Annotated in this window: 8 protein-coding genes; 7 read left to right on the top strand and 1 reads right to left on the bottom strand. The window is 65.4% G+C overall.

Annotated elements, in window-relative coordinates; translation table 11 throughout:
- Window positions 1-159: 159 nt before the first annotated feature.
- The 3 genes from C2862_RS14920 to C2862_RS14910 are packed head-to-tail and all read left to right on the top strand — an operon-like array spanning window position 160 to window position 5,338.
- Entirely contained in the window at window positions 160-759 is a 600-nt protein-coding gene (locus C2862_RS14920; protein ID WP_168710070.1) for a YfiR family protein, read from the top strand.
- Window positions 756-2,777, top strand: a complete 2,022-nt coding sequence (locus C2862_RS14915; protein WP_136220927.1) for an ATP-binding protein — start codon at window positions 756-758, stop codon at window positions 2,775-2,777. Before C2862_RS14920 ends, C2862_RS14915 begins: the two co-directional genes overlap by 4 nt.
- Window positions 2,774-5,338, top strand: coding sequence for an EAL domain-containing protein (locus tag C2862_RS14910; RefSeq protein ID WP_136220926.1), 2,565 nt, complete (start codon window positions 2,774-2,776; stop codon window positions 5,336-5,338). Before C2862_RS14915 ends, C2862_RS14910 begins: the two co-directional genes overlap by 4 nt.
- A 111-nt stretch (window positions 5,339-5,449) precedes the next feature.
- Here C2862_RS14910 and thiL read toward each other — a convergent pair whose 3' ends face one another.
- Entirely contained in the window at window positions 5,450-6,418 is a 969-nt protein-coding gene (gene thiL, locus C2862_RS14905; protein ID WP_136220925.1) for a thiamine-phosphate kinase, read from the bottom strand.
- 236 nt (window positions 6,419-6,654) lie between these two features.
- Here thiL and C2862_RS14900 point away from each other — a divergent pair, with 236 nt between their 5' ends.
- From C2862_RS14900 to C2862_RS14885, 4 genes are all read left to right on the top strand, one after another.
- Window positions 6,655-8,967 (top strand): NADP-dependent malic enzyme, encoded by a 2,313-nt coding sequence (locus C2862_RS14900; RefSeq protein ID WP_136220924.1) that lies wholly within the window; start codon window positions 6,655-6,657, stop codon window positions 8,965-8,967.
- 276 nt (window positions 8,968-9,243) lie between these two features.
- Window positions 9,244-10,290, top strand: coding sequence for a GDP-mannose 4,6-dehydratase (gmd, locus tag C2862_RS14895; RefSeq protein WP_136220923.1), 1,047 nt, complete (start codon window positions 9,244-9,246; stop codon window positions 10,288-10,290).
- A gap of 1 nt (window position 10,291) precedes the next feature.
- Entirely contained in the window at window positions 10,292-11,230 is a 939-nt protein-coding gene (locus tag C2862_RS14890; protein WP_136220922.1) for a GDP-mannose 4,6-dehydratase, read from the top strand.
- A gap of 63 nt (window positions 11,231-11,293) precedes the next feature.
- Window positions 11,294-12,472, top strand: coding sequence for a glycosyltransferase family 4 protein (locus tag C2862_RS14885; protein WP_136220921.1), 1,179 nt, complete (start codon window positions 11,294-11,296; stop codon window positions 12,470-12,472).

Here is a 12,472-nt window from a genome sequence, read left to right as displayed (position 1 = left end):
GAAGCTACCCAAATGCGACGTCCGGGGGTAAAGTATGTATGTCCCGAAAAAATGTCCCGTGCGACACGGCGGCAATCCGGACTGTTATCCTGCATCGCGGCGCTTAACGCCGCGTTTCTTTTTTTCAACAGACATGTTTATGCCGCATGCATCGTCCACGTGCTGCCGGGTAGGGCCGGTCCGATCGTGATGGCCTTCGCCGTCCGGGTCATGCGTTCGGCCCCGCTCGTCCTCCTTGCCCTGTGTTTTGCCGGCGCCGCCAGCGCGCAGCCGCCTCGTCCTGAAGCCGCGGTGAAGGAAGTCCAGGTCAAGGCCGCCTATCTGTACAAGTTCGCCGGTTTCGTCGACTGGCCCGCCAGCGCTTTTTCCCGCCCCGACAGTCCGCTCGTGATCGGCGTGGCCGGCAACGACGAGCTGGCCGGCCAGCTCGAGCAGGTGGTGGTGAACCGCAGCGTCGGCGGCCATCCGCTGGCCGTGCGCCGCCTGCGCCGCGGCGATGCGCCCGCCGGCCTGCATGTGCTGTATGTCGGTAGCGCCGGCGCCGAGCCCGGCGCATGGAGCGAGCTGCTGGCCGCCGCGCGCGGCCTGCCGCTGCTGACCGTCGGCGACGCCGTCGATCCGGCGAACAATATGATCCGCTTCATCATGGTCGACCAGCACCTGCGCTTCGAGGTCGCCCTCGGCCAGGTGGCGCCGAGCGGCCTCAAAATCAGCGCGCGCCTGCTGGCCGCGGCCCTGCGCGTGACGGGGGCGTCATGAACAGCTCCTCGATCCGCAAGAAGCTGGTGCGGGTGGTAATGGCCACCACCTTCGCCGCGCTGCTGGTGTCGGTCGGCCTGATCATCGCCTACGACCTGCGTAATTACCAGCGTTCCCTGGTCAACGACCTGTCGACCCAGGCCGAACTGGTCGGCCACATGACCTCGGCCGCGCTGGCCTTCGACGATCCGCGCCTGGCCGGCGAGAACCTGGCCCTGCTGCGGACCCGCCCGGCCGTGGATGCGGCCGCGATCTTCGACGAGAACGGGCGCCTGTTCGCTTCCTACGCGGCGCGCGGCACAGGCGGCACTGCGGGCAACTTCCCGGCGCGGCCGGAAAGCGCCGGCGTACGCAGCGACAGCGAGCACGTGGCGCTGTTCCGCCCGATCGTGGAAAACGGCGAGACCATCGGCACCGTCTGGCTGCGCGCCGAGAACCGGATGCTGGCGCGCACCTTCGATTATCTCGCCATCGCGCTTGGCGTGATGCTGCTGGCAATGGGTACGGCCTATCTGCTGATGCGGCGCATGGGCCGTGTCATCACGGTGCCGATCCTGGCGGTGACCGAGATCGCGCGCGACGTGGTCGCCACGCGCGACTATTCGCGCCGCGCGCCGCGCCTGGGCAACGACGAGGCGGCGGAACTGGCCGACTCCTTCAATGCGATGCTGACCGAGATCGAGCAGCGCACGCGCGAGCTGGAAGACTCGAACGGAGAAATCGTGCGCGAGGCCCAGGAGCGCTCGCGCGCCCAGCAGGAAGTGATGCGCCTGAACGAGCAGCTCGAACACCGGGTCGACGAGCGCACCATGCAGCTGGCGCTGGCGAACGCCGAACTGGCCAACGCGATCGACGAGGCGCGCAAGGCCAACCAGGCCAAGTCCGCCTTCCTGTCCTCGATGAGCCACGAGCTGCGCACCCCGCTCAACGCGATCCTCGGCTTCGCCCAGATCCTCACCTCCGAGTCGCTGCCGACTACCGACACCCAGAAGAAGGAATTCGCCAGCCACATCCTGAAGTCGGGGCGTCATTTGCTTACCCTGATCAACGAGATCCTCGACCTGGCGAAGGTCGAATCGGGCACGATCACGCTGTCGATGGAACCGGTGGCACTCGGCGAGATCCTGGCCGAATGCCAGACCATGATCGAGCCGCTGGCGGCGGCGCGCGGTATCCGCGTGCTGTTCCCGCAGCAGGTGGATGCGGTGCTGGCCGCCGACCGGACGCGCCTGAAGCAGGTGCTGCTCAATCTCCTGTCGAACGCGATCAAGTACAACCGCGAGTCCGGCGCCGTGGTGCTCGGCTGCCAGCAGCTCAGCCCCGAGCGCCTGCGCATCTCGGTGCAGGACACCGGCATGGGCTTGCGCCCCGACCAGCTCGACAGCCTGTTCCAGCCCTTCAACCGCCTGGGCCAGGAAGCGGGCGCGCAGGAAGGCACCGGCATCGGCCTGGTGGTGACGCGGCGCCTGGTCGAACTGATGAACGGGACCATCGAGGTCACCAGCAGCCCGGGCGTGGGCAGCGTGTTTACGATCGAACTGGGCACGACCTCGCCGCAGGCCGCGCAGGCCGGCGCTTTCGACACGGCAGCAAAGGCGCCCGCCGCCGACGAGCAGGGCGCGCCGCACCTGCTGCTCTACGTCGAGGACAATCCGGCCAACCTGAAGCTGGTCGAAGAGATCGTGCGCTTCCGGCCCGACCTGCGCCTGATGGCCGCCGGCGACGGACCGCTCGGCTTGTCGCTGGCGCGCGCGCACCACCCCGAGATCATCCTGATGGACCTGAACCTGCCCGGCATGAGCGGACTGGAAGTGCTGGCGCAATTGCAGCGCGAGCCGGGCATGCGCGACATCCCCGTGATCGCGCTGACGGCGAATGCCATGCCGCGCGATATCGAGCGCGGGATCGCGGCCGGCTTCACCCGTTATCTCACGAAACCGATCGACATCGACAAGTTCAACGAGGCGATCGACCTCACGCTGGCGCAGCTGCGTACTCGGAAAGGGACAGCGTCATGATCACGCAGGCCGAAGTGCGGCGCGCGCGCATCCTGGTGGTGGACGACCAGCCGGTCAACGTCCAGCTGCTGGAATACCTGCTGAAGACCACCGGCTACGAGAACGTGCACAGCACGAGCGACCCGCGCCAGGTGGTGTCGCTGCACCTGAAGCACCGCTTCGACCTGATCATCCTCGACCTGCACATGCCGCACATGGACGGCTTCCAGGTGATGGAGGCCTTGAAACCGCTGGAGAGCGAATCCTGGCTGCCGGTGCTGGTGGTGACGGCCGAGCCGGACAAGAAGCTGGCGGCGCTGGAAGCGGGCGCGCGCGACTTCATCGGCAAGCCGCTCGACACGGTCGAGGTCATGACGCGTATCCGCAACCTGCTGGAGGTGCGCCTGATGCACCGCGAGTCGCGCGAGTACGGGGCACGCCTGGAACGCACCGTGCGCGAGCGCACCGCGGCGCTGGGACGCTTCCGCAGCGCCATGGACGCCACCACCGACGGCATCTTCCTGATCGACGCGGCCAGCCTGGCGCTGGTGGACGTGAGCGACGGCGCCTGCCGCATGCTCGGCTTTTCGCGCGAGGCGCTGCTGCGCATCGATCCGGTGGCGCTGGGCCTGACGACGAAGGCCCAGCTCGAGCGCCACCTGGCCACCAACGGCGCGGCGCACGAAGCCGACATCAACGAGACCGAACTGCTGCGCGCCGGCGGAGAGGGCGCGGTGCCGGTCGAGATCAGCTGGCAGTGGCAGGAGGCGGGGACCAGTAAACTCCTGATCGCGGTGGCGCGCGACATCTCCGAGCGGCGCCTGGCGCAGCAGCGCCTGAAGCACCTGGCCAGTTTCGATGCGCTGACCGGCCTGCCGAACCGCACGCTGTTCTTCCAGAACCTGCGCGAGACGATCGAGCTGGCGCAAGATAAAGCCTGGCGCGTGGCGGTGCTGTTCATTACGCTCGACCGTTTCAAGATCGTCAACGATTCATTAGGGCCGGCGCTGGGCGACGAGCTGCTGCGCCAGTTCAGCGACCGCCTGGTGCGCGTGCGCGAGCAGCGCGGTTCGGTCGGGCGCCTGGGCGGCGACGAATTCGCCGTCATCCTGAGCATGACGCGCGAGCAGCAGGACGAGGCGGCGCACCTGGCCAACGAGATCCGCGAAGCGCTGCGTTCTCCTTTCGACCTGAACGGCCAGCAGGCCGTGCTGACGGCCAGTATCGGCATCGCCATGTATCCGGACGACGCGACCGAGCCGCAGACCCTGGTGAAATACGCCGACACGGCGATGGTGCGCGCCAAGGAAGCGGGGCGCGACGGCTACCGCTTCTTCACGGCCGGCATGAACGTGCAGGTGCTGGCCCGGCTCGACCTCGAGGTGGCCCTGCGCGGCGCGCTCGAAGGTGAGCAGTTCGTGCTGCACTACCAGCCCAAGCTCGCGCTCTCGACGGGACGCGTGTGCGGCGTCGAGGCGCTGCTGCGCTGGCACCGCCCGGGCCACGGCCTGGTGTATCCGGCCGAATTCGTGCCGGTGCTGGAAGAGACGGGGATGGTGGTGCGCATCGGCGAGTGGATCATCATGGAGGCCTGCCGCCAGATCGCCGAGTGGCACGAGCAGGGCGTGCGCGACGTGCGGGTGGCGGTGAACGTGTCGAGCCGCCAGTTCGTCGAGGGCGACCTGGAAGGCGTGGTGCGCGCGGCGATCGAACGCCACGCTATCGATCCCTCCATGCTGGAGCTGGAGCTGACCGAGAGCGCGCTGATGACGAATGCCGAACGCACCATCGAGGTGCTGGAGCGGCTCAAGCAGCTGGGCATCCGCATTGCGATCGACGACTTCGGCACCGGCTACTCGAGCCTGGCCTATTTAAAACGCTTCCCGATCGACAAGCTCAAAATCGACATCGCGTTCGTGCGCGACATCGTCACCAATCCGGACGACGCGGCCATTGCGCTCGCCATCATCAGCATGGCGCACAGCCTGCACATGCAGGTGATCGCGGAAGGTGTCGAGACGCGCGCCCAGATGGCCTTCCTGCGCCGCCACCGCTGCGACGAGATCCAGGGTTTTCATTTTTCGCGCGCGCTGTCGGCAAGCCAGCTGGCCCAGCTGGTGCGCGAGAACCGCGAGACGCCGAACCGCCCGACCTCGGACGACAGCAACGTGCAGACGATTTTGGTGGTGGACGACGACGTCGACACCCTCAGCGCGCTGCATCGCCTGCTACGGCGCGACAACTACCGCGTGCTGACGGCGGCGACGCCCACCGAGGCCTTCGAGCTGCTGGCCCTGTACCACGTACAGGTCGTGATGTGCGACCAGCGCATGCCGGTCATGAGCGGCACCGAGTTCCTGAGCAAGGTGAAGGAGATGTACCCGGACACGATGCGCATCATCCTGTCCGGCTATACGGGCGTGCAGACCGTGCTCGAATCGATCAACCGCGGGTCGATCTACAAGTTTTATACGAAGCCGTGGAACGACGCCGAGCTGCGCGACAACGTGAGATTAGCGTTCCGGCATTACTGGATGGAGCACGGGCCCTACGACGACCGCAAGGTGCCTAGGACGGGGTAATGGCACGGGATGGTGGGCACGGGGCGCCCACCCTACGAAACGGAATGACGGGCACGGGGCGCCCGATGAATCCGTAGGGTGGGCGCCCTGTGCCCACCATGCGCCGAACAATCACTCGCCGCTGAAGTGATCCCACCCCTGCACATCCATTTCCAAAGGCTTGCCCGCCGCATCCACGAAGCGCAGGCCCGGCTGCGCCTCGATCGTGCCGACCCGCGTGACGGGCGTGCCCGTGGCCGCCGCGACGGCCGCCACCTGCGCGCGCCCTGCTGCGGGTGCGGTGAAGCACAGTTCGTAGTCGTCGCCGCCGGCCAGGGTAAAGCGGCGGCGCAGCGCCAGCGACTGGCGCGCCAGCGCTGGGCCGGCCGGCAGCGCATCGACATCCAGCGTGGCGCCGACTTTCGAGGCGTCCAGGATGTGCGCCAGGTCGCCGACCAGGCCATCGGAGATGTCGAGCGCCGCGTGCGCCAGCGGCAGGACGGACAAGGCACGTCCGAGTTCGACCCGCGGACTCGGCAGGTGCATACGCGGCGCGGCCAGCGCCAGGTCCTCGGGCGAGAGCGCGATCTCCTTCCAGTAGGCGGCCAGCGCCAGGCGCGCGTCGCCCAGGGTGCCCGAGATCCAGATGTCGTGCCCGGCGCGGGCGCAATCGCGGCGCAGGGCGTGGCCGGGCGCGATCTCACCGAAGACGGTGATGCAGACCGCCAGCGGTCCGCGCGTCGTGTCGCCGCCGATCAGTTCGCAGTCGTAGCGGTCGGCCAGCGCGAACATCCCGTTTGAAAAGGCTTCCAGCCACTCGGGGTCGGCGCCGGGCAGCGAAAGCGCGAGCGTGAAGGCGACCGGCTTGGCGCCCATCGCGGCCAGGTCGGACAGGTTCACGGCCAGGCATTTATGGCCCAGCATGCGCGGATCGGCGCCGGCGAAGAAATGGCGGCCTTCGATCAGGAGGTCGGTGGAGATTGCGGTCTGCATGCCGGGCGTGGGGGCGAGCAGGGCGCAGTCGTCGCCGATGCCGAGGACGGCGTGCCCTTTGCGGGCACGGCGGAAGTATTGTTTGATGAGGTCGAATTCGGAAAGCATGGAAGCATTTTACCGGGGCAGCAAGCCGCAGGCCCGCATGCGCTGCTGTCCTGGGCTCGGAGAGCCCAGGCTACGCTTCGGTTGAATTATCGGGTTTGCTGATGGGAGCGCCATTCGTATTAGATTATCTTATGGTTCATCATGCGTGGAAAATACGTAGCCAATTGATAGCCGAATGAAAGAGTCATTCTGATAAAATTGGAGGTTCCCCTCTAAGTTCAGGAAGGCTGCATAGCATGGATTCGTCATCGGACAAAAAAGAAGAACTGCGCCAACAACTGCGTGCTGCAGCGCTCGAATACCACCAGTTCCCACGTCCGGGAAAGATCGCCGTCACCCCGATCAAGGGCCTGCTCAACCAGCGCGACCTGGCCCTGGCGTACTCGCCGGGCGTCGCCGCGCCCTGCGAAGAGATCGTCAAGGACCCGGCGGCATCGTACAAGTACACTTCGCGCGGCAACCTGGTGGCCGTGATCTCGAACGGTACCGCCGTGCTGGGCCTGGGTAACATCGGTCCGCTGGCCTCGAAGCCGGTCATGGAAGGCAAGGGCGTGCTCTTCAAGAAGTTCGCCGCCATCGACGTCTTCGACATCGAGATCAACGAAAGCGACCCCGATAAACTGGTCGACATCATCGCTTCGCTCGAGCCTACTTTCGGGGGCGTGAACCTGGAAGACATCAAGGCGCCCGAGTGCTTCTACATCGAGCGCAAACTGCGCGAGCGCATGAAGATCCCGGTCTTCCACGACGACCAGCACGGCACCGCGATCATCGTCGGCGCTGCCATCCTGAATGGCTTGAAGGTTGTTAACAAGGACATCAAGAACTGCAAACTGGTCGTGTCCGGCGCCGGCGCCGCGGCCCTGGCCTGCCTCGACCTGATCGTCGACCTCGGCTTCCCGATCGAGAACATTTTCGTCACCGACCTGGCCGGCGTGGTCTATAAAGGCCGCACCGAACTGATGGACCCGGACAAGGAACGCTTCGCGCAAGACACCGCGCACCGCACCCTGACCGACATCATCCCGGGCGCCGACATCTTCCTCGGCCTGTCGGCCGGCGGCGTACTGAAACCCGAGATGGTCGCGCAGATGGCGCCGAACCCGATCATCCTGGCGCTCGCCAACCCGAATCCGGAAATCCTGCCGGAAGACGCGAAAGCCGTGCGCAGCGACGTCATCATCGCGACCGGCCGTTCGGACTACCCGAACCAGGTCAACAACGTGCTGTGCTTCCCGTACATCTTCCGCGGCGCGCTCGATTGCGGCGCGACCACCATCACGCGCGAAATGGAAATCGCGGTGGTGCACGCGATCGCCGACCTGGCGCACGCCGAGCAGTCGGACGTGGTCGCGACCACCTACGGCATCAACAACCTGGCCTTCGGTCCGGAATACCTGATCCCGATGCCTTTCGATCCGCGCCTGCTGACCCACATCGCGCCGGCCGTGGCCAAAGCCGCGATGGAAGGCGGCGTCGCCACCCGTCCGATCGCCGACCTGGACGCCTACGCCGAGAGCCTGCAGCAGTTCGTGTACCGCAGCGGTTCCTTCATGAAGCCGCTGTTCCAGGTGGCCAAGAGCGCGCCGCCTGAACTCAAGCGCATCGTCTACGCCGAAGGCGAGGACGAACGCGTGCTGCGCGCGGTGCAGGTCGTGGTCGACGAGCGCCTGGCGCGCCCGATCCTGGTCGGCCGTCCGGCCGTGCTGGAGCAGCGCATCGAGAAGTTCGGCCTGCGCCTGAAGCAGGGCGTGCACTTCGACGTCATCAACCCCGACTTCGACGAGCGCTACCGCGACTACTGGCAAACCTACCACCAGATGGTGATGCGCCGCGGCGTGACGGCCGACATGGCGAAGCTGGCGATGCGCCGCCGCCATACCCTGATCGGCGCGATGATGATCCACAAGGGCGACGCCGACGGCATGATCTGCGGCACCTACGGCACCACCTGGACCCACCTCGACTTCATCGACAAGGTGCTGGGCAAGCGTGCCGGCGCCAAGGTCTACGCGGCGATGAACTTCGTCATCACCGAGGAACGCCAGCTGGCCATGGTCGACACCCACGTCAACGAGAGCCCGACGGCCTGCGAGCTGGCCGAGATCACGGTGATGGCGGCCGAGGAGCTGGAGCGTTTCGGCATCACGCCGCGCGTGGCGCTGCTTTCGCACTCGAACTTCGGCACCTCCGACAGCGAGCCGGCCCGCAAGATGCGCGAGGCGCTGGCCCTGGTGCAGCAGAAGGCGCCGCACCTGGAAATCGACGGCGAGATGCACGGAGACGCCGCGCTCGACTCGAAGCTGCGCGCCAAGATCATGCCGCAGTCGACCCTGAAGGGCGACGCCAACCTGGTCGTCATGCCGGACATCGACTCGGCGAACATCGCCTACAACCTGCTCAAGACGGCGGCCGGCAACGGCATCGCGGTCGGCCCGGTGCTGCTCGGCTGCGCCAAGCCGGTGCACATCCTGACCCCGTCGGCGACCGTGCGCCGCATCGTCAACATGACGGCGCTGTGCGTCGTCGACGCGGTGTCGAACCGTTGAGATGATTTGAATGGCCGGGCTGATGAAAGTTCAGTCCGACTCACGATCCATTGAGTGGACTCACAGGCGAGCGTGCTCGCCTGTTTTTTCGTTCCAATACAAGTAACAATCCGTAAGCGTGCACCTACTGCAATGCTGCCTGATCAATAATGCCTGCGCCTGACAGCCTGTTGTTATGTTGCGCCTGCATCCATATTAGGCAGTGTCCTCTGTTACAATATGGGGTTGTCAGAAAAGTATTCGCCGTGCACGGCACTCATCCGGAATTCTCATACTATGCAGAAAACAACAAAAAGAGCCGTCATCACTGGCATTACTGGCCAGGATGGCGCTTACCTGGCGCAATTGCTGCTTGAAAAGGGTTACCACGTCACCGGTACCTTCCGCCGCGCCAGCTCCACCAATTTCTGGCGCATCGAGGAACTCGGCATCCAGGCCCACCCGAACCTGTCGCTGGTCGAATACGACCTGACCGACCTGGCATCGAGCCTGCGCCTGATCCAGACCGCCGAGCCGGATGAAGTCTACAATCTGGCTGCGCAAAGCTTCGTCGGCGTGTCCTTCGACCAGCCGCTGACCACCGCGTCGATCACCGGCCTGGGCGCCGTCAACCTGCTCGAGGCGATTCGCCTGGTCAATCCGAAGATTCGCTTCTACCAGGCGTCGACCTCGGAAATGTTCGGCAAGGTGCAGGCCATCCCGCAAATCGAGGACACCCCGTTCTACCCGCGCAGCCCCTATGGCGTGGCCAAGCTGTACGCCCACTGGATGACGATCAACTACCGCGAGAGCTACGGCATCTTCGGTTCGTCCGGCATCCTGTTCAACCACGAGTCGCCACTGCGCGGCCGCGAGTTCGTCACCCGCAAGATCACCGATTCGGTCGCCAAGATCGTCCTGAACAAGCTCGACGTGCTCGAGCTGGGCAACCTCGACGCCAAGCGCGACTGGGGCTTTGCCAAGGAATACGTCGAAGGCATGTGGCGCATGCTGCAGGCTGAACGTCCGGATACCTACGTGCTGGCCACCAACCGTACCGAGACCGTGCGCGATTTCGTCGACATGGCCTTCAAGGGCGCCGGTCTGGCGCTGGAATGGACCGGCAGCGGCGAGAACGAAACCGGCCAGTGCACCAAGAGCGGCAAGACCCTGGTGCGCATCTCGCCGAAGTTCTACCGTCCGGCCGAGGTCGATCTCCTGATCGGCAATCCGGAAAAGGCCAAGCGCGAGCTGGGCTGGGAGCCGAAGACCACGCTCGAAGAGCTGTGCCAGATGATGGTCGACGCCGACCTGCGCCGCAACGAGCAGGGCTTCTCCTTCTGACATGGCGGGCGCGATCCACGACCAGCAGCGCAATGCGAACCTGCGCGAAGGCGAGGGCAAGCGCGCCCTGATCACCGGCCTGCGCGGTTTTACCGGGTTTTACATGGCCCGGGAACTGGTGGCCGCTGGTTATCGCGTATTCGGCACCGTCATGCCGGGCAACGATCTCGGTACCGACGTGCTGGCAGTCGATTTGTGCGACCGCGAAGCCGTTGCCGCCATGGTCGAACAGGTGAAGCCGGATGTGGTGGTACATCTGGCAGGCATCGCGTTCGTCGCCCATAGCAACGTCGAGCAGATCTACCGCGTCAACGTCGTCGGTACGCGCAATCTGCTCGAGGCCCTCGCCGCGGTAGAGCACAAGGCTTCGTGCGTTCTGCTGGCGTCCTCGGCAAACGTATATGGCAATGCTAGCGTGTCCGTCATCGACGAAAACGTGCCGGTCGCGCCAGCCAATGACTATGCCGTCAGCAAGCTGGCGATGGAATACATGGCGCGCTTGTGGATGGACAATCTGCCGATTGTTGTCGTGCGTCCCTTTAATTACACTGGCGTTGGCCAGGGCGAGAATTTTCTGCTGCCGAAAATTGTCTCGCACTTCCGCCGCAAGGAAGCGCGCATTGAGCTGGGCAACCTCGCCATCGTGCGCGACTTTTCCGACGTCCGAATGGTTGTGAGCAGCTATCGCAAACTGCTGGCCGCCGCCCCGGCGGGAGAAACGTTCAACATATGCTCGGGGCGTAGTTATTCGCTCGGCGAAGTCATTGAACTGGTTTCCGAAATTGCAGGTTATCGCATTGACGTGCAGGTCAATCCTGCTTTTGTGCGTGCGAACGACGTTCTCAGCCTGTTGGGAAGCAACGACAAGCTGGCGCGCGTTATCGGGCCGCTCGAATCCCGGCCGCTAGTGGACACTTTGCGTTGGATGGTCCAGAGCTGACCAAACAGGCTGGTCCGAGACAGCAGGCCCTAGTGGCATGCCTGTCCTTTTCCGATCGTATCTATGCGTGTCCTCCACTTCTATAAAACCTATTATCCCGATACCGTCGGCGGTATCGAGCAGGTCATCCGCCAGCTGTGCGTCGGTACCGGCCGCCTCGGCGTGGCCAATACCGTGCTGTCGCTGTCGCGCGCGAAAAACCTGGAGCCGATCGCCTTCGAAGGCCATACCGTGCACCGCGTGCCGCTCGACTTCGAAGTCGCCTCCAACGCCTGCTCGGTGGCCTCCCTGGGCGCGCTGGCGCGCCTGGCGCGCGAGGCCGATGTCGTGCACTACCACTTCCCGTGGCCGTTCATGGACCTGGCCCACTTCGTCGCGCGCGTGAAAAAGCCGACCGTGCTCAGCTACCACTCCGACATCGTGCGCCAGAAACACCTGCTGCGCCTGTACCAGCCGCTCAAGCATCGCTTCCTGCGCAGCGTCGACGCCATCGTCGCGGCCTCGCCCGACTATCTGGAGTCCTCGGCGGTACTGGCGCGCTACCGCGCCAAGACCCGCGTCATCACGTATGGCCTGGACCAGGACACCTATCCGCAGCCGGATCCGGCACTGCTCGCGCAGTGGCGCGCGCGTGTGGGTCCGAAATTCTTCCTGTTCGTCGGCGTGCTGCGCTACTACAAGGGCCTGCACGTGCTGCTCGAGGCCGTGGCCGGCACCGACTATCCGGTCGTGATCGTCGGCGCGGGGCCGGAAGAGGAGCGCCTGAAGGCCCAGGCGCGCAGCCTCGGCCTGAACAACGTGATCTTCGTCGGCGCCGTCGGCGACGAAGACAAGGTCGCCCTGCTCACCCTGTGCTATGCGCTGGCCTTCCCCTCGCACCTGCGTTCGGAAGCTTTCGGCGTCTCCCTGCTGGAAGGGGCGATGTACGGCAAGCCGATGATCTCCTGCGACATCGGCAGCGGCACCACCTACATCAACATCGACGGCGAGACCGGACTGGTGACGCCGCCGGCCGACGCCCAGGCCTTGCGCGCGGCGATGCGCACCTTGTGGGACAACCCGGACATGGCGCGCCAGATGGGCGTGCGCGCGGGGCAGCGCTTCCAGGACGTGTTCACGGCCGAGCAGATGGCGCGCGACTATACGGCGCTGTACCGTGAAGTGATGGCGCGCCGCGCAGCCACGCCGGGTGTGGTAACGCCGGGCGTGGCGCCCGGCGCCGGCCAGGCCAGCCCGGAGTAG

It is taken from the genome of Massilia sp. Mn16-1_5 (assembly GCF_004798585.1).
Classification (GTDB): Bacteria; Pseudomonadota; Gammaproteobacteria; order Burkholderiales; family Burkholderiaceae_D; genus Telluria.
The sequence above is the reverse complement of the archived record's forward strand: the minus strand, read 5'-3'. Positions and strand labels throughout refer to the sequence as shown.

Bases quoted from the DNA above. Each gene is read 5' to 3' on its own strand.
- thiL (WP_136220925.1), bottom strand. From the start codon at position 6,418: ATGCTTTCCGAATTCGACCTCATCAAACAATACTTCCGCCGTGCCCGC.
- C2862_RS14890 (WP_136220922.1), top strand. From the start codon at position 10,292: ATGGCGGGCGCGATCCACGACCAGCAGCGCAATGCGAACCTGCGCGAA.
- C2862_RS14900 (WP_136220924.1), top strand. From the start codon at position 6,655: ATGGATTCGTCATCGGACAAAAAAGAAGAACTGCGCCAACAACTGCGT.
- C2862_RS14910 (WP_136220926.1), top strand. From the start codon at position 2,774: ATGATCACGCAGGCCGAAGTGCGGCGCGCGCGCATCCTGGTGGTGGAC.
- C2862_RS14915 (WP_136220927.1), top strand. From the start codon at position 756: ATGAACAGCTCCTCGATCCGCAAGAAGCTGGTGCGGGTGGTAATGGCC.
- C2862_RS14885 (WP_136220921.1), top strand. From the start codon at position 11,294: ATGCGTGTCCTCCACTTCTATAAAACCTATTATCCCGATACCGTCGGC.
- gmd (WP_136220923.1), top strand. From the start codon at position 9,244: ATGCAGAAAACAACAAAAAGAGCCGTCATCACTGGCATTACTGGCCAG.